Source organism: Sphingomonas sp. So64.6b (genome assembly GCF_014171475.1).
In the GTDB taxonomy this organism is placed as follows: domain Bacteria; phylum Pseudomonadota; class Alphaproteobacteria; order Sphingomonadales; family Sphingomonadaceae; genus Sphingomonas; species Sphingomonas alpina_A.
Window position 1 is genome coordinate 5,029,019 of the sequence record NZ_CP048817.1, and the last position, 18,046, is coordinate 5,047,064.

At 63.4% G+C, this 18,046-nt stretch carries 15 protein-coding genes; 13 read left to right on the forward strand and 2 right to left on the reverse strand.

Going from position 1 to position 18,046, the window contains the following annotated elements:
• Positions 1 to 302: 302 nt before the first annotated feature.
• From G4G27_RS23855 to G4G27_RS23900, 10 genes are all read left to right on the forward strand, one after another.
• The gene (locus tag G4G27_RS23855; RefSeq protein WP_183110968.1) at positions 303 to 1,880 is read left to right on the forward strand and encodes a hypothetical protein; all 1,578 of its coding nucleotides are present in this window, start codon (positions 303 to 305) and stop codon (positions 1,878 to 1,880) included.
• A gap of 336 nt (positions 1,881 to 2,216) precedes the next feature.
• A complete protein-coding gene (locus G4G27_RS23860) occupies positions 2,217 to 2,528 on the forward strand; it encodes an excalibur calcium-binding domain-containing protein (protein WP_183110970.1) in 312 nt (103 codons plus the stop codon).
• Positions 2,529 to 3,133: 605 nt separating this feature from the next.
• The gene (locus G4G27_RS23865) at positions 3,134 to 4,492 is read left to right on the forward strand and encodes an integrase arm-type DNA-binding domain-containing protein (protein ID WP_183110972.1); all 1,359 of its coding nucleotides are present in this window, start codon (positions 3,134 to 3,136) and stop codon (positions 4,490 to 4,492) included.
• Between the two features lie 71 nt (positions 4,493 to 4,563).
• Positions 4,564 to 5,010: a DNA-binding protein gene (locus G4G27_RS23870; protein WP_183110974.1), complete on the forward strand. Its 447-nt coding sequence runs from the start codon at positions 4,564 to 4,566 to the stop codon at positions 5,008 to 5,010.
• Complete coding sequence (locus G4G27_RS23875; RefSeq protein WP_183110976.1) at positions 5,000 to 5,578, forward strand: PIN domain-containing protein; 579 nt, start codon at positions 5,000 to 5,002, stop codon at positions 5,576 to 5,578. The genes G4G27_RS23870 and G4G27_RS23875 overlap by 11 nt, the downstream gene beginning before the upstream one ends.
• Positions 5,579 to 5,910: 332 nt before the next feature.
• On the forward strand, positions 5,911 to 7,107 hold the full coding sequence (locus G4G27_RS23880; RefSeq protein WP_183110978.1) for a DUF932 domain-containing protein: 1,197 nt from the start codon (positions 5,911 to 5,913) through the stop codon (positions 7,105 to 7,107).
• Between the two features lie 171 nt (positions 7,108 to 7,278).
• Positions 7,279 to 9,402 carry a ParB/RepB/Spo0J family partition protein gene (locus G4G27_RS23885; protein WP_183110980.1) on the forward strand — a complete coding sequence of 708 codons (2,124 nt, stop codon included), beginning with the start codon at positions 7,279 to 7,281 and terminating at the stop codon, positions 9,400 to 9,402.
• Positions 9,403 to 9,462: 60 nt separating this feature from the next.
• Positions 9,463 to 9,684 (forward strand): hypothetical protein, encoded by a 222-nt coding sequence (locus G4G27_RS23890; protein ID WP_183110981.1) that lies wholly within the window; start codon positions 9,463 to 9,465, stop codon positions 9,682 to 9,684.
• Between the two features lie 70 nt (positions 9,685 to 9,754).
• Positions 9,755 to 10,168, forward strand: coding sequence for a hypothetical protein (locus G4G27_RS23895; RefSeq protein ID WP_183110983.1), 414 nt, complete (start codon positions 9,755 to 9,757; stop codon positions 10,166 to 10,168).
• Positions 10,165 to 10,401, forward strand: coding sequence for a DUF6117 family protein (locus G4G27_RS23900; protein ID WP_183110985.1), 237 nt, complete (start codon positions 10,165 to 10,167; stop codon positions 10,399 to 10,401). The genes G4G27_RS23895 and G4G27_RS23900 overlap by 4 nt, the downstream gene beginning before the upstream one ends.
• Positions 10,402 to 10,407: 6 nt before the next feature.
• On the opposite strand, the gene G4G27_RS23905 is transcribed toward G4G27_RS23900, so the two are convergent.
• Complete coding sequence (locus tag G4G27_RS23905) at positions 10,408 to 10,764, reverse strand: hypothetical protein (protein WP_202049634.1); 357 nt, start codon at positions 10,762 to 10,764, stop codon at positions 10,408 to 10,410.
• Positions 10,765 to 11,004: 240 nt separating this feature from the next.
• On the opposite strand from G4G27_RS23905, the gene G4G27_RS23910 reads away from it, so the two are divergent.
• The 3 genes from G4G27_RS23910 to G4G27_RS23920 all read left to right on the forward strand — a co-directional run bounded on the left by G4G27_RS23910 (position 11,005) and on the right by G4G27_RS23920 (position 17,635).
• Complete coding sequence (locus tag G4G27_RS23910) at positions 11,005 to 15,336, forward strand: strawberry notch family protein (protein ID WP_183110987.1); 4,332 nt, start codon at positions 11,005 to 11,007, stop codon at positions 15,334 to 15,336.
• Positions 15,336 to 16,382 (forward strand): toprim domain-containing protein, encoded by a 1,047-nt coding sequence (locus G4G27_RS23915; RefSeq protein WP_183114003.1) that lies wholly within the window; start codon positions 15,336 to 15,338, stop codon positions 16,380 to 16,382. The genes G4G27_RS23910 and G4G27_RS23915 overlap by 1 nt, the downstream gene beginning before the upstream one ends.
• A gap of 317 nt (positions 16,383 to 16,699) precedes the next feature.
• On the forward strand, positions 16,700 to 17,635 hold the full coding sequence (locus tag G4G27_RS23920) for a DUF2493 domain-containing protein (RefSeq protein WP_183110989.1): 936 nt from the start codon (positions 16,700 to 16,702) through the stop codon (positions 17,633 to 17,635).
• Between the two features lie 25 nt (positions 17,636 to 17,660).
• On the opposite strand, the gene G4G27_RS23925 is transcribed toward G4G27_RS23920, so the two are convergent.
• On the reverse strand, positions 17,661 to 18,038 hold the full coding sequence (locus G4G27_RS23925; RefSeq protein WP_183110990.1) for a response regulator: 378 nt from the start codon (positions 18,036 to 18,038) through the stop codon (positions 17,661 to 17,663).
• Between the last annotated feature and the right edge of the window lie 8 nt (positions 18,039 to 18,046).

Below are 18,046 nucleotides of genomic sequence, written 5' to 3' on the forward strand. Positions count from 1 at the left end.
GGCCAAGGCAGCCAAAAGATTTTGTGGGACGAAATGTGGGTGCGAAACCTACTTAATCGCCAGAAAGCGCCGAAACGCACGTTTCCGGCTTGACGATGGTGACCCCTACGAGAAGCAGACTGGCTGAAATTGGGCCGCAAGCCGATTGGCGGCTTTTTAAGTCGTAGCGGCAATAGCTGCCCTTCCCCGCCGCGGATCAATCTCGCCATAGAGGGATGATGGTTGCAATGTTGGATTTGTTCATCTTTTGTTTTCGCCTTGTTCTATAGTACAAAGCAGAGGCAACCAGTTGGAGAAGTAAAATGCCTACCGTCTCAACCGTAAACTCCAGAATGGCGATGGCCGCGCTTGCCAGCCCTACGCCGGGGACTATCGTCTTCCTCAATGAAACAGGCCGCGAAGGCCCATTCGAATGCTCGGCGGGAATGCCGCCCGTGCCAGACTCGCAACAAGGTTTGTATGTTGTATCTACGTCGGTTGCTGGCTTCTTTTGGGCGCGAGTCTGGGATGATATCCACGGTAAGCCGGAATGGTTCTATACAGGCGACTGGAAGATCGCGTTGCAGAGTTGCCATGCGCTCTGCTCGGTTATGATATTGGGAAACAGAGACTACGTAGTTGCAGGCACGGTAATATTTGATCGGGACTTTCGCACGATACGAGGTGTCAAAGGCTCGGCGGATGTTGCCGACGGCACGCGCATTGTCATGTCTGGCCCAAACGTCGGGAGTGCGCCGATCGTCCAAGTTGGCAATATCTCGAGTGCTGGTGCATCGAGCTGCTCACGCCGGATTACTGTCGAAGGCATAAATACGATTCGTGCCGGCGCGTGCAATCCGCCGACGAGCAATAGGCGCGAGGATGCTGCCCCAGGGTGGTTGATTTCCGGCCTGTACGAGGGGCAAATCAAGGATTGTTTCGATAAGGACTCTGCCATTGGCTTCCGCGTGGTATGGACGGTTACCTGCGTTGTACGAGACTGTGGACACGTCCGAACCACGTCGGGCACCCCCAACGGTCATCCAGATCTCGCTACCGGCTTTTGCGTAGGGGGATTTACGCCATTCGCAGGTGCCGCCGTTGGCGCGAATTGGTCACTAAAGATGGAAAACCTTTTAGAGGCGGGCAGCGCTGGCTTTGCTCCGATCGGCCTATACCTCTTTGGCGCAATCGCCGACACTTGGGTCGATCATCTTGAGACGAGCGGAACAGACTACGGCTTGTACATTGATGGTTCTGATGTTGCCGGTACGCCGATGATCGGCGACGCGAACCATCAGGACATCCTCATTACAGATTGCGTCCTTGACGTTTGCAAGGTCGAGCCACTGACCATCCGCAATATTAACGGCGGCGGGATGATTGAAATTCGGAATACATATGCCGCCACGACAAGCAACGTCGCGGGCTCAAAAGGGATTGTAGTTGATAACTCCATGGGTATGGTAAGCATATGTGGCGGACAAATCGTAAACAACGTCAATGTAAACAATAATGGTATGTTGATAAACAACTCAAAGCAAATCAGAGTAGTTGGCACGCAATTTAAGAACTTTTATCAAGGAGTGGTTGGATCAAATTCCCATATCGTGCACCTGGAACCCATGATAACCCGAACGAGAGTCGGCGGAGGATCTGCCATTGTGCTTTTGGGGTGCACTAGATCTCATGTTTTTCCTCAAGTTGGCGGCAGCGCTCAAGTGTGGTCGAACGGAATTTCACTGGATGTGGGCAGCGCTAATAATGAAACGAATATTACCCAGATCGACATCGGGGTTTTGGCCAGCAGCTCTGCTGGTGACAAGCTGCGGTATAACGGATCTCCGGTTACTGCCGCGAATTATGGAATCGGGAACGTTAGATCAGGAGTAGCCACGTAACGATTTGAGGCTCGCAATCTCTCCGCGCGAACTTGCGATGCTACGGATTCGCCGTCGCTCGCAGGCGAGGCTAAAATATATATAGGCCCAGCCGAAAATCCGGATCCAAGCGAGAGATTGTAGAATTCCATAACTGTATCGCGGACTGGCTCTTCAGCCAAGCTGGGGAGTTAGTCGCTCAGATGAGCGATTATCGCTAGTATTCACAGTCTCCCATTTGTCGACGTCCGATAGCCGGACAAACTCATGGCCGCTTTCGGGATTCGAATCGACCGACTCAGCAACCGCAAGTGGGGTGCAAACGGGTCATTTATCCACACGCATTAAGATCGCCCGATGGCCACTCGCAGTCGACTTTCGGTGATGACGTTTCTCGCGGGCGGTGTAGCAATTGGCGCGACGGTTGGTGTAGGTTCTTTGGCGATCTCTTCAGATGGATGCGCTGACATCGCCCATGGGGCGAGCAAAGTCGCCGTCGCCGCTGGACCAAAGCGGCAGCGTGAGCCGCAGGTGGATGACTATTGGAGCGGGTGCAAAGAAGCTCGCGAAGCGGGAATTGCGCCGATCTACCGCGACGAACCGGGTTATCGCTCCGAGATGGACGGCGATAACGACGGGATCGCTTGCGAGCTGTATCACGGACAATAAGAGCGCAGTTTAGCTCTCCGTTCGCCGCAAACGCATGACTGCTTCCAGATCGCCGCAGTGGCCCGATAACGGCGACACTGCGGCGGGCAGCCGTCACAAGTCGTTCCGGAGCGCTTCAGAAAATCTCATTTGCAGTGTGGGGGAAATGTCGGGTAGTGAATAGCGGGGTTCTCAATTTCCTTTTGAGATCAAATCGTTAGAGCGGGATCTGGGATTCCTCCCGCGCATCCGAAGCCGTTTGGCACGGTGATTCGGGCCGGGACCACATAGATAGACCGAAAACCTTCAATTGGGTTGTCATTTACGCCCAAGCCGTCCGATGATGTTTTTCGTACATTTTCCGTACAGAGTGCGACAGCTGTCGCTAAGTCATTGAAAACTGGCGCACCCGACAGGATTCGAACCTGTGGCCTCTGCCTTCGGAGGGATTATCGCTAGCTCCGCCGATTAGCGCAAGGAGCCGCCGATGACCGCCTATCCCACTATAAACATTAGAGAATTTGATTTTTGGAGCCGCCACAGGTATCCATTGTCCCGCAGCGATTTCCGTCCTGCTGCTTACGTGGTGCTTACGCGAGAACGCAGCATCACGCTGGAGGTGTCCAATGGCTAAGATCACGAAGAGGGTCGTAGACGCGGCGGATACCCGCGAGAAGGACTATGTCGTCTGGGACGACGAACTCCCTGGTTTCGGCCTCCGCGTATTCGCCTCGGGCAAGCGCAGCTACGTCATTCAGTATCGATTGGCGGGCCGCTCGCGTCGCTTCACCATCGGCCTCCACGGCGTCTGGACGCCCGAGCGTGCTCGCCAGGAGGCGAAGGCTCAATTGGGTCGCGTGGCGCAAGGTGAAGACCCGGCCGAGGAGAAGCAGATCGACCACAAGGCGCTTACCGTCAAAGAGCTGTGCGATCTGTATCTCGCCGACCTGAAGGCCGGCCTCATTCTCGGCAAGGGCGACCGCCCGAAGAAACCGAGCACCATCGTCACCGACACGGGTCGCATCGAGCGCCACATCATTCCCTTGCTCGGTACTCGGCGGGTCAAGGACCTGACCAAGCCCGATATCGCCAAGGCCTTGAAGGACATCATGGCGGGCAAGACCCGCTGCAGCGTCAAGACGAAGAAGCTGAGGGGCAGGGCCATCGTGCGCGGCGGCGCCGGCACCGCGACGCGCACCATTGGGCTGTTCGGCGGCATCCTGACCTATGCCGTCGAGAACGGGATCATTGAGGTCAATCCGGCCCGTGGCGTGCGACGCCCCAAGGACAATGTGCGAGGACGACGACTGACCGAGGCCGAATATCGCACGCTCGGCGCCATCCTCCAGGGTGCGGTAGAGAACGAGAAGTATGAGATGTCGGTGGAGATCATCCGCCAACTCGCGCTCACCGGATGCCGCCGCACCGAAATGGTGAAGCTGCAATGGGTCGAGGCCGACACGGAATCGAGCTGCCTTCGCCTCATCGACAGCAAGGAAGGAATGTCGATCAGGCCGATGGGGCTGCCGGTCGTGGAGTATTTCGAAAGCCGGCGGCATGCGGAGGTCGGAACCTATGTCTTCGCCGGCCAGGGCGACGACAACGCCTTCGGCAGCTTCCCGAACCACTGGGAACAGATATTCGAGGACACCGCGCTCGCCGACATCACGCCCCATGTCCTGCGGCACAGCTTCGCCAGCATAGCCAATGATCTCGGCTTCACCGAAGTGACGATCGCGGCGCTGGTCGGCCACTCGAAGGGGTCGGTCACCAGCAACTACATCCACACCCTCGACACGGCGCTGATCATGGCGGCGGACACGATCTCGGGCTACATTCAGGGGCTGCTCGACGGGATCGAGTTCAAGCAGACCGCCTATGCGCTCGACCGCGACTCCCGCAAGGCGGCGCTGGCCCGCTTCCTCCAGAAGGCCGCTGCCGATTCCGACGATGCGGTCGACGCCGATCAGCGTCTCGCCGCATGACCCACTCTCCAGCGTTTCAGTTATTGCAGTTAAGCTCCATTCGTCCTATATTGACTGGCAAGGAGAAGTCCATGACCAGCCAAGTCGTCCAGTTCGCCGGCCTGTCCGACCGGGACCGCAAGAAGGTGGCGCCGCTGGCCAAGCTGGCGGAGGGCGATCATGTCGAGTTGCATGTTCGCCGCCGCGACGGCGGCGAGCAAACCTTGTCGCTGCCGTCGGCCGCCAACGGTGTCGTCGAGACGCTGCTCTTGCGCCTGCTCAGCGGCGAGCGCGTCGCGGTGCTCACCGAAGATCAGGAACTGAGCCCGACCGAAACCTCGACCGTGCTCGGCATCTCGCGGCCGCTCGTCGTTCACCGGATGGATATCGGCGACCTGCCGTTTCGCTATGTCGGCAAGCATCGCCGCGCGCTGCTGAAGGACGTGCTGGCGCTCAAGGAACGGCTCGATGCCCGCCAGAAGGCGCTCGACGCCTTGGCCGAAGACACAGAGGATCTCATCGTCAATCATGGCCTCTAAACCGCCGGTCGCGGTCTATGATGCCTGCGTCCTCTATCCCTTCCATCTCCGCAATATCCTGATCCAGTGCGCGGTCGACGGCTTGGTCTTCGCGCGCTGGACGGACGAGATCCATGCGGAGTGGATACGCAACCTGGTCGCCAATTCGCCGACGACCTCCATCAATCGCCTGGAGGCGACCCGCGACAGGATGAAGGCTGTCCTGCCGGATGCCGATGTCGCCGGCTATGAAGCGTTGATTCCAAACCTCTCGCTGCCCGATCGCGATGACCGGCATGTTCTGGCCGCCGCGATCACAGGCAACGCCGGGGTTATCGTGACGTGGAACCTGAAGGATTTTCCCACTTCGCACACCGCGCAACATGGGATCGCCTGCATCTCTCCGGACGACTTCCTCGTGAGCCTTCACAGGACATTCCCGAAATTGCTGGTCGCCAGCGTCGCGCGCGCTCGACAGAACCTCCGGAAGACCATGCCATCGGTCAAAGAGTTCATAGAGGCGCTGGAGCGCCAAGGCCTCGCGGCCTTTGCCACGACCCTTCGGCGGTACGAAGCGCAACTGGCTTGATCGATAGTAGGCCGCCGACACTGCCGCCAGCGTGTGTAATTCTGAAGCCGAAGCACACTCCGACCGCCTGTAAAAGATGGATTCCGTCTGCGACCATAATGGTCGTCCTCGATAAAGCCGCGTTCGCAGATTTGCTGAGTTTCGAATGGATCTAGGGATTGGTCGTTAAGGGGGAAGGTCTTCCCCTGCGTCCGAGCCTGTCGTCTCGGTCGACCCCTTCTGCGGGGAGGCCCCGCAACGCCCCTTTTAGAGGAAGAGGACGGACCGGCTTTGCCGTGACGGGTTGAGGGTTGGAGAAGAGGTCTCCGGCGCCCGTCGTGGAGATTGGTCCCATGACCCAGGTTTCAGTTCTAGAGGCCCGCCGCGACACCAGCGGCGGCTACAAAGTGGATGTCGGCCGCGGCGAGCGGATCGGCCGCGTCTCGTCCGAATGGTTCTCCCGCCCGGCCGACGAGCGATATCTGTCGCTGTCCGAACTGGCGCACTCAGTTCGCGACCGCGCCGATCGCAGCCGGACGCGCCTCGTGGAGAGCGCGCTCATCCATGTGGAGGCGAACCGCAGCGACCCCGAGCGGCTGGCGTTGATACTGCCCGGCACGGATACGCCCGTCGCCCCGACCCATTGGAGCTTCGGCCAACTGGCCAGCCTGGTCGGCGCCCCGGCAGCCTATCTGCGCCAACTCCCCGCACCACTCGCCGCGATCAACCTGCAATATGGCCTGACGTCCAATCGGGCAGAGCAGATCAAGACGCTGGAAACCGACAATGGCCGGGTCGAACTGCGCGCCGTCACCGGCCCGGACTATGGCCGCATCTACGACCACGAGCTGGTCGAGGCCGTGCAGCGCATCGCCGGCAACGGCACGGGCGACACCCGCTGGAAAGTGCCCGGGGTGCTCGACTGGTCGACGGGAATCTACAATCCCCGCGTCGACATCACCAAGGATACGACGACGCTCTACGCCTCCGACCGCGACGTCTTCCTTTTCCTCGTCGATGACCTGAACCCGATCGAGGCCGGTCGCCTGCCAGACGGCTCGCCGGATCTCTATTTCCGGGGCTTCTACTGCTGGAATTCAGAGGTCGGCGCCAAGACCCTCGGCATGGCGAGCTTCTATCTGCGCGCGGTCTGCCAGAACCGGAATCTCTGGGGCGTGGAGGATTTCGAGGAGATCACCATCCGTCATTCCAAACATGCCGCCAACCGCTTCGCCCATGAGGCGGCGCCGGCGCTGGCGAACTTCGCCAATTCCTCGCCGCTGCCGTTCGTCAACGGCATCAAGGCGGCCCGCGAGCGGATCGTGGCGCGCAGCGACGAGAATCGCACTGACTTCCTGCGCCGCCGCGGTTTCTCGAAGGCCGAAACCGGCAAGATCATCGACACGGTGTTGGCCGAGGAAGGGCGGCCGCCCGAGAGCATCTTCGATTTCGTGCAGGGCATCACCGCCGTCGCGCGCGACAAGCCCCATCAGGACGCCCGCCTCGACATGGAGGCCAAGGCGAAGAAGCTGCTCAATCGAGCCGCCTGACATCCGCATAGCCGGAGATGCGGTTTTCCGTGTCTCCGGCTTTGCGCTTCCGCGTGTCCCAATTCCGTTCCGTGGCGCTGCCCCCTTTAGAGGAAGAGGGCGGCGCTTCGCTTCGTGACGGGTTTAGGGCTGAGAGAGAGTCTCTCGGCGCCCGTCGCGGAGACTACCCCGATGGCTACTGCCGTTCAGAAGATCACCCTGTCGTCCTCGCGCGACATCCCCTTCAACAAGCTGGTCCTGTCCCAGTCCAACGTCCGGCGCGTGAAGGCCGGCGTCTCGATCGAGGACCTCGCGGCCTCGATCGCCCGTCGCGGCCTAATCCAGAGCCTCAGCGTCCAGCCCGTCGTCGATGCCGATGGCGTCGAGACCGGCATGTTCGAGGTCCCGGCCGGGGGCCGGCGCTACCGGGCGCTCGAACTGCTCGTAAAGCAGAAGCGCCTCGCCAAGATCGCGCCGGTGCCCTGCATCGTGCGCGACCACGACAGCGATATCCTCGCCGAGGAGGTCTCGCTCGCGGAGAATATCGAGCGTGCCCCGCTTCATCCTCTCGATCAGTACCGCGCCTTCCAGGACATGCGCGGCAAGGGCATGACAGAGGAGGAAATCGCCGCGGCGTTCTTCGTCCCGGTGAATGTGGTGAAGCAGCGGCTGCGTCTCGCGTCGGTGTCGCAATCGCTCCTCGACGTCTATGCCGAAGACGGCATGACGCTGGAGCAGCTCATGGCGTTCACGGTCTCCGACGACCATGCCCGCCAGCAGCAGGTCTGGGACGCGATCAAGGACGCCTGGGCCAAGGAGCCCTATCAGATCCGGCGCATGCTGACCGAGACGACGGTGCGCGCGTCCGAAAAGCGCGCTGTGTTCGTCGGCATCGAGGCCTATGAGACGGCGGGCGGCATTGTCATGCGCGACCTGTTCCAGTCCGACGATGGCGGATGGCTGCAGGACCCGGCGCTCCTCGACCGCCTCGTTAACGAGAAGCTGAAGGCCGAAGCCGAGACGATCGCGGCCGAAGGCTGGAAGTGGATCGAGGTGGCCGTGAGTTTCCCGTACGATGCGGCACGCAGCCTGCAGGAGATCACCGGAACGCCGCTGGACCTCTCGGCCGAAGAGCAGGCGACCATCGACGCGTTGAATGCCGAGATGGCGAAGCTGGAAGCCGAATATCAGGACGCCGACGAGCTGCCGGACGAGATCGATCAGCGCCTCGGTGAAATCGAGACCGCGCTCGCGAACTTCGAGAATCGTCCGGTTCACTACGAGCCGGCCGATATCGCCATCGCCGGCGTGTTTGTCAGCATCGACGCCGACGGCTCGCTCACGGTCGATCGCGGCTTTGTCCGTCCCGGGGACGTTCCGGCCAACCCGGTCGACGGCGACGGCAACACCGCGTCGGGGCCCGATGGCGCATCGCGCGAACCAGCCGGCCCGACGGTGCAGCGCGCCGTCATCACCATCGGCGGCCAGCCCGCCGAGCCGGACGATGACGACGAAGACGACATGATCAAGCCGCTGCCCGAACGCCTGGTCATCGAGCTGACCGCCTACCGCACGCTCGCGCTGCGCGATGCCGTGGCGAGCAACCCGCACATCGCCATGACAGCGCTGCTGCACAAGCTCGTCTCGGATCGGTTCATGACCCGCATGTATAACGGCGCCATGGAGATGGGTGTGAAGCACATCTACTTCCCTGCCCAGGACGAGGGTCTGACGGACAGCCCCTCCGCGCGCGCGGTGCGGGAGCGGCACGACGCCTGGGCCGCCGATATCCCCAAAGACGACGACGCACTTTGGTACTGGCTCGCCGGCCTCGACGATGCCAGCCGCATGGCGCTGCTGGCGCACTGCGTCAGCTACGGCGTGAACGCGCTCTACGAGCGGCCGAATCCGCACAGCTCCAGCGGCGTGTCGCAGTATACGCTCGACATGCGGCTGGCCCAGGCCGACCGCCTGACGCGGGCGACCGGGCTCGATATGGTGGAGGCGGGCTGGCGTCCGACCTTCGGCAACTACCTCAATCGGGTGACCAAGCCGCGCATCCTCGAGGCCGTCCGCGAGGCGAAGGGCGAACAGGCCGCGCAGCTCATCGACCACCTCAAGAAGGGCGACATGGCGAAGGAGGCCGAACGGCTCCTGGCTGACAGCGGCTGGCTGCCCGAGCCGCTGCGCCTCGCTGATCCCGTCGATCAGCCTGACGCCGGTGACGCCCAGGCGTTGCCCGACTTCCTCGCCGATGACGATGACGAGGTGGCCGAAGCCGATGAAGACACGTCTGAACTCATCGCAGCCGAATAGTCCACTCGGCGGGGAGCGACCCTGATCGCTTCCCGCCGCTTCGTCTCAAGGAACCTTCAGATGGATATCTCCGGCACCGAAGCGCCGCGACGCATCGTCTTCCAATATCTCGTTCCGGTCTATGTCGAGGTCGAAGATGGCCTTGTCTGCCGCGTGACCGTGATCGACGAAACGCCTGTGCGTGATCCCACGCTCGTCGAGGGCGACAGCGCCTATCTCGACGAGGCCGTCCGCGCCTCCGACGACGGGCAGCCGTGGCCGTCCTGGCAGTTCGGCTACTGACGCCACCACACCCTCTCATCCAGCTCGAGCCCGGTCATTCGCCGGGCTCTTTTCGTTTCAGGAGACCGCCATGGCGGAGTATTTCACACGCTTCTCGCGCCTGCTGGACGTGGGCACGGTCGAGAACGCCGCGCGCGCCCTCGACATCTACAATGCGCAGATGGTGCAAAACGCCGCCGAAGATCCTCCGGCCGAGCCGTTCCTACTCTCGATCGAGCCGGAACGTGGCCCCACGCGCCTGTGGATGCGTGACCCCGGCACCGCCGATCCCCAGCTCCTCATCACCTTCGTGACGCGGTGCGCCGAGACGTTTGGCCTCGCCGGACGTTGGGGCTTCCAGTGGGCCGGCATCGCATCGGAGCCGCGCATCGACGGCTTTTCCGGAGGCGCCCATGTCCTCGACCTGACGACCGGGCAGACCATCGAATGGATGAGCAGCGGCCGTTGGCTCGCCGACCGCCTCGCTGCGGGAGGCGCGTCATGAGTATCCCCGATCATGCGCGGGACAATTTCCAGACGCTGCTCCGCGCCGCAGCCGATGGCAATCTGGCGCTTATGGAATGCACGGACTCGACCACCGGAGAGACCCGCTACGTCATCTGCGCGGTCGGCCGCGACGATGGCGATTATGTCTTCACCCCGTTCGGTCATCTCGCCAACGGCGATCCTTACGAGGCCTATACGCCTCCGAGTGGCGGCGATGACATCGCGGATTGATATCCGCTACCAGACCGCCACCTCCCACTGGTCGTTGACGCGAGCGAAGCCGACCGGCCTGTTCTGCGGTGTGGCGTTGGCCTTGGTCGTATCCATCGTGAGCTGCGTCATGCACGTCACGCCGGGACCGACGCCACCCGGAGAGCAATCGCCGAGCTTCAGGGTCGCATTCGCGAGCGGCGTTCCCGTGAGGAGCCGATGGCGACGAACGGCGGCCATCGCTTCTTCCTCGGTAGGCTGCGCAACGCCGGCGACGGCGGCCGCCGATCCGCCCGGCGCAATCATCGGTCGGACCACGAACCCTGCGCCGAACCCCACCACCAGGCATCCCGCCGCCACAATGCCGATCGCGCTTCCCGTCATATCCGTCTCTCCCTTGTCCTCGCCCGGTGAAGCGCGCGCGTCCTCGATCGTCGAGGCTGCCGCCCGCCATGTTCTGGATGACGGAATGTAGCGCCGCGCAGCCGACCTCGGAAGACGAAGCGGTCAAAAGGTCATTGCGCGCGCCAGAGTGAGAGGTTCGCCGGGACGGGTTCGAGCCGGTGCGGTCGAGAGAGAGCGCCTGCCGGCTCCTCCGTTTCCCGCTCTCCCGAGGTGTCCTCCATGACCATCGCTTCCGCATCCGCGGCCGTTCCGGCTGCGCCGTTTCCGCTTGCCGCGAGCCCGGCACCGGCCGCCATCCTCGCCGCCGCCCACAGCCTTCTCCCCCATCTCGAACGCGGCCAGCGCGTCGATGCCGCAACCTTGCGCGGCGCGATGGAGGCAGCTCTCGGCGCCTCCGACACGTCCGGCGCCTGGAACTGGAAGACGGCCTACGAGGCCTGCGAAGCGGCAACGGTGCTGTTTCTGCGCAAATACGGAAAGGCGGTTATGCGCAAGTCCGGGTCTCCGGCTGCCAGCCTGCCCATGCTGGCCAGGATCGCGAGCCTGATGCCGACGCATACGCGGCGCGCGGAGGAGACGCAGGCCTTCCAGCAGTTCTCGACGCCGATGCCGTTCGGTCTCGCTGCGCTCACAGCGGCTGCGATCACGCCCGCCGACTGCGTGCTGGAGCCCTCGGCCGGGACCGGGCTGCTCGCCGTCCTGGCCGAGATTGCCGGGGCGAGGCTGATGCTCAACGAGCTGGCAGACACGCGCGCAGACCTTCTGTCCTCCCTCTTCCCGGCCATTCCCGTCACTCGCTTCGACGCCGCCCAGATCGACGATCACCTCGAAGCGACCGCGGTGCCGAGCGTCGTGTTGATGAATCCGCCGTTCTCGGTGATGGCGAACGTCTCCGGCCGCATGACTGAGGCCGCCTATCGCCACGTCGCCTCAGCGCTGGCGCGTCTGGCGGATGGTGGACGGCTCGTGACGATCACGGGCGCCAGCTTCGCGCCGGACGCACCGGCCTGGCGCGACGCGTTTGCCCGGCTGCAGGAGCGCGGCACTGTTGTGTTCACCGCAGCGATCGACGGCTCGGTTTATGCCAAGCACGGTACGACGATCGAGACACGCCTGACGGTGATCGACAAGACGCCCGCCGACGATCCCACCGTGTTCCCGCCATCGGCCGGGGTCGCGCCCGATGTCGCGACGGTGCTCGGATGGATCGAAACCCAGGTGCCGGCAAGGCTCCCGGTCACACTGCCGCGGACGATATCTGCCGTCTCGGCGCCTCGCACCGTGCGCGGTTATCTCGCTCGCGCCGCGTCGTCGCCGGCCCGCACCATCGCCGAACCCGAAGGCGTCGAACTCGCCTATGAAACCGTCGACTGGACCCCGCCCGAGGGTGGCCGGCTGACCGATGCCATCTATGAGGAATACGGGCTTCAGGCGATCCGTATTCCCGGCGCTCAGGCGCACCCGACCAAGCTGGTCCAGTCCGCTGCTATGGCCTCGGTCGCACCGCCGAAGCCGAGCTACCGGCCGATGCTCCCCGCCAGCATCGTCATCGACGGCATCCTGTCCGACGCCCAGCTCGAAACGGTGATCTATGCCGGCGACGCCCATGGCGAATTCCTCGCAGGCTCATGGACCGTGGATGAGACCTTCGACCTCGTCTCGGCCGCGCCCGACGATGCCCAGAACGCCGTCCGCTTTCGCCGCGGCTTCATGCTCGGCGACGGCACCGGCGCCGGCAAAGGCCGCCAATCGGCCGGCATCATCCTCGACAACTGGATGCGCGGACGTCGCAAGGCGGTCTGGATTTCCAAATCCGAAAAGCTGCTGGAAGACGCGCAGCGCGACTGGTCGGCGCTCGGCATGGAACGCCTGCTGGTAACGCCGCTGTCGCGCTTCCCGCAGGGCAAGCCGATCACGCTCGGCCAAGGCGTCCTATTCACCACCTATGCCACGCTACGATCCGACGATCGTGGCGAGAAGCTTTCGCGCGTCAAGCAGATCGTCGAATGGTTGGGCTCCGATTTCGATGGAGTGATCATCTTCGACGAGAGCCACGCCATGCAGAACGCCGCTGGCGGCAAGGGCGAACGCGGTGACGTCGCCGCCTCGCAACAGGGCCGTGCCGGCCTGCGGCTCCAGCACGCTTTGCCGAACGCGCGCGTCGTGTACGTTTCGGCGACCGGCGCCACGACGGTCCACAATCTTGCCTATGCGCAGCGGCTCGGCCTCTGGGGCGGCGAGGATTTCCCCTTCGCCACGCGGGCCGAATTCGTGGAAGCCATCGAGGACGGCGGCGTTGCGGCAATGGAAGTGCTGGCCCGCGACCTGCGCTCGCTCGGCCTCTACACCTCTCGCTCGCTCTCCTATGACGGCGTCGAATATGAACTGGTCGAGCACCAGCTCACGCCCGAGCAGACGCGCATCTACGATGCCTATGCCGGGGCGTTCGCAATCATCCACAAGAATCTCGACGCCGCGATGCAGGCCGCCAACATCACTGGCGACACCGGCACGCTGAACCGGCAGGCCAAGTCCGCCGCCCGCTCGGCCTTTGAGAGCGCCAAGCAGCGTTTCTTCGGCCATCTCCTCACCAGCATGAAGACGCCGACCCTGATCCGCTCGATCGATCAGGACCTGGCCGATGGCCATGCCGCCGTGATCCAGATCGTCTCCACCGGCGAGGCGCTGATGCAACGCCGCCTGGCCGAGATCCCGACCGAGGAATGGAACGACGTCCGCGTCGACATCACGCCGAGGGAATATGTCCTCGATTACCTCGCTCATTCCTTCCCGGTGCAGCTCTACGAGCCGTTCACCGATAGCGAGGGCAATCTGTCGTCGCGCCCGGTCTATCGCGATGGCCAGCCCGTCGAAAGCCGCGAGGCTGTCGCACGCCGTGACAGCCTGATCGAGACGCTGGCCAGCCTGCCGCCGGTCCCCGGCGCGCTCGACCAGATCGTCCAGCGCTTCGGCACGGACATCGTCGCGGAAGTCACCGGCCGATCGCGGCGGATCGTCCGCAAGTCGCGTGCCGACGGCAGGGGCGATCGCCTCGCCGTCGAGAACCGCGCCGCTTCCGCCAATCTGGCGGAAACCTCCGCCTTCATGGACGACCTGAAGCGCATCCTCGTCTTCTCGGATGCTGGCGGCACGGGCCGCAGCTATCACGCCGACCTGTCGGCGCGGAACCAGCGGCTGCGCGTCCACTATCTCCTCGAACCGGGCTGGAAAGCCGATGCTGCGATCCAGGGCCTCGGTCGCACCAATCGCACAAACCAGCAGCAACCGCCGCTGTTCCGGCCGATCGCGACCAACGTCAAGGCCGAGAAGCGCTTCCTCTCCACCATCGCCCGTCGGCTCGACACCCTCGGCGCCATCACCAAGGGCCAGCGCCAGACCGGCGGCCAGGGCCTGTTCAGGCCCGAGGACAATCTGGAGAGCCACTATGCCCGCGACGCACTGCGCCAGCTCTACCTGTTGCTGGTCCGGGGCAAGGTCGAGGGCTGCTCACTGCAGATGTTCGAGGATGCAACCGGCCTGTCGCTGATGGATTCGGGCGGCATCAAGGATGAGCTGCCGCCGATCACAACCTTCCTCAACCGGTTGCTGGCGCTGACCATCTCGCTACAGGGCATCCTGTTCACGGCGTTCGAACAACTTCTCAACGCCAAGATTGAGGGCGCCATCGCCAGCGGCGTCTATGACCTCGGGCTGGAGACGCTCCAGGCCGAGAGCTTCATCGTCACCGACCGGACGACCATCCATGTCCATCCGGGCACCGGCGCCGAGACGCAGTTGCTCAGGATCATGCGGCGCGAACGCAACCGGCCCACCTCACTCGACGGCGCGTTCGGTCTTGTCGGCGACCGCCAAGCAAAGCTATTGGTCAACGGCCGCTCCGGCCGAGCTGCCGTACAAATTCCGGCATCGTCCATCATGCTCGACGACGGCGAGATCGAGCGTCGCGTCGCGCTGATCCGCCCGATGGAACAGCACCACGCCACCCTGCGCTCGATGGACGAGAGCCATTGGCAGGAAGCCGAACGGAACAGCTTTGTGGAGGCTTGGACCGCCGAGATGGCGGAAGTGCCGGAATTCTCCGACAGCACGATCCATATCGTCGCCGGGCTTCTCCTGCCGATCTGGAAGCGTCTGCCGAACGAATCGACCCGGGTTTACCGGCTCCAGACCGACCCGGGCGAACGCATCATTGGCCGCCGCGTATCGCCGGCCTGGGTCGCGGGCGCATTGGCGACGGGCGCAAATACGCTGACGCCGGACGACGCGTTCAAGGCGTTGATAGACGGCCGCACAATCCTCGACATCGCCGAGGGCATGCAGCTTCGCCGTGTTCGCGTCATGAGCGCCAACCGCATCGAACTCTCGGGCTTCACCGACGCGATGCGTGACCGCCTTCGCGCCTATGGCCTGTTCAGCGAGATCATATCGTGGAAGCTGCGCTTCTTCGTGCCGACCGACGCTACCGGTCCCACGATCCTCACCAAGGTGCTGGAGCGCTACGCGATCGAGCGCGTCAGTGAGGCCGCATGATGGCCCGTCACAATGCTTTCGAACTGGCGCAACGTCTCGGCCGACAGGCCGAGGCGGTCTGCCGCCATTACCTCTCCGCCGGACATCGCGAGGGCCGCTACTGGCTGGTCGGCGATGTCCGCAACACGCCGGGCCGCTCAATGTTCGTCCGGCTGAAGGGTGGCGATGCCGGCAAGGGCGCGGCGGGCAAATGGACCGACGCCGCCACCGGCGAGCATGGCGATCTCCTCGACGTCATCCGCGAAAGCTGCGGCCTTGTCGACTTCAAGGACGTCACTGACGAGGCGCGCACATTCCTGTCGATGCCACATCCCGAACCTGACGACCCGCATGGTGGCGAGCGCAAACCACCGGCGCCAACCGGATCGCCGGAAGCGGCGCGACGGCTCGTAGGCATGTCACAGCCAATCTTGGGAACTGTCGTGGAAGCGTATCTGCGGGAACGTGCGATTACGGCTTTGCACGGAACCGGATCGCTGCGATTCCATCCCCGTTGCTATTACCGGCCCGACGAGCATTCCCCGACCGAGACCTGGCCGGCAATGATCGCCTCCGTCACCGACCTGGCGGGCCGGATCACCGGCGCACATCGCACCTGGCTCGCCCCGGACGGCTCGGACAAGGCGCCGATCGACACACCGAGGCGAGCGATGGGCGACCTTCTTGGGCACGCGGTCCGATTTGGTGTACCGGGCGACGTAATGGCGGCGGGCGAAGGCATCGAGACGGTGCTGTCGCTGCGACGCGTCCTGCCCGACATGGCGATGGCGGCGGCGCTCTCGGCAGCACACCTCTCCGCCATCCTGTTCCCCGAAACACTGCGCAGGCTTTATATTGCGCGCGACAACGATCCGGCAGGCGACGGAGCGATGGCCACGCTGATCGAACGGGCGAAAGCGGCCGGGATCGAGGCGATCGTCGTGTCTCCGAGACTGGGCGACTTCAACGAGGATCTCTGCTTGGCTGGTCTGGAGAGCCTGAGGGCAGCGGCGCGGGTGCAGATAGCACCGCAGGACGTCGCGCGCTTCATGGCACTGGCGGCATAGCCGGAAGGGAATGCTGGTGACGGCAACGCCGTCGCTTGGCACTCGTTCGGATGCTCCCAGGTGTCGGGTAGAGCCGCAACCCGGCCTTCGAGAGGGCGATCGGCCAGCAAACGGCCCGGACCAGCAACGTCGGCGCCCGACTATTTTCCGGCGGCCCTGCGGCCCTTTCCATCGCGAAGCAAAATAGCCGGGCTTCGCCGTCCTCCGCTGCGCTCCGGCCCTCTCGCTTCGCTCCGGGTGCAGGTCCGGTCCGCCTGCCGGCTTTCGTCGCCAGAAGGCCGCGAGGGTCGCGGTCACACCGACGAAGGAGCATCCCGATGAGCGAGCACGACGACAGCTACGAGCCGCATCATGAATCATCCCCCACCGACCACGTCCTCCACGAGCTTCAGCTTTATGGCTACCGTCCCTTTGCGGACGAACCCGACGGAAGACCGCTACCCGAAGGCAACCAGGTCGCAGGGGCCATCGCAGATATCTTCGACGCCCTGATCGTCACCCTGGAAGACACCCGCCTCGAGCCCGACCTCGATGATCTCCTCTGGTCGACCGTCAACGTCTTCCACCGCGCCACCGACCGGATCGAGCGCGAGCTGGACGACAACGAGCAGGCACAGCGCCGCGGGCAACGTGAACAGGACGGCTCCGAGGTGAAGGCCGTCGAGCTCGAACGCCTGACGGCCGAAGGCCAGACGATGATCGAACGTCGCAACGCCTTCGAGCTGATGCGCGACCAGGCCGCCGAGCATTACGAACGGCACACCAGATCACCCTGGCGTCCCCGTAGCGGATCGATGGTCAACCATCGCAACCTGACCTCGGCGATGATCGACAGCCGCGACTTCCTCGCCGCCAAGCGTCGCGCCGACAAGGAGGTGCTGCTGCCCGCCGGACCCAAGATCGCCTTCACCGGCGGGTTCGATTTCAACGACCACAAGCTGATCTGGGATCGGCTCGACAAGGTTCATGCCAAGCATCCCGACATGGTTCTTTTGCACGGAGGCTCACCCAAGGGCGCCGAACTGATCGCAGCCAAGTGGGCCGACACCCGCAAAGTGCCGCAGGTGGCCTTCAAGCCCGACTGGACCAAGCACGCCAAGGCCGCGCCGTTCAAACGCAACGATCAGATGCTCGACATCCTGCCTATCGGGGTGATCGTCTTCCCCGGCACCGGCATCCAGGACAATTTCGCCGACAAAGCGAAGAAGCTGGGCATTCCGCTGTTCGACTTTCGGAAACGAGGCGGCGCGTGAGCCCGCCTCCGACCCGTCAGCGCCGCTACGGTGTAATCAGCTCGTGATCGAAGATCAGCGTCGCGAGCTGGGCAACCAGTTTGGCGGCGACACATGGCTTGATGCAGAAGGCCAGATCGGGAAAGCGCGCGGCCAAGTCGGGCGGCAGACCGACTCCGGTTTGGAGAATGACCGGAATGCCGAGGCCCATCAATATCTCCACGACCGGCGAAATATCGCCATCGGTCAGGTTCACGTCAAGAATTGCGGCCGCGATGGGCTTGGCTTCGATTAGAGCGAGGGCTTCCTTGACACTCCCGACCGGCCCCGCAACTTCGCCGCTGGCATCTTCGATGGCCAGCGCCACATCCAAGGCAATGAACGGTTCATCTTCGACGACGAGGACGAGCACATGGTTCAGCAATGAAATGT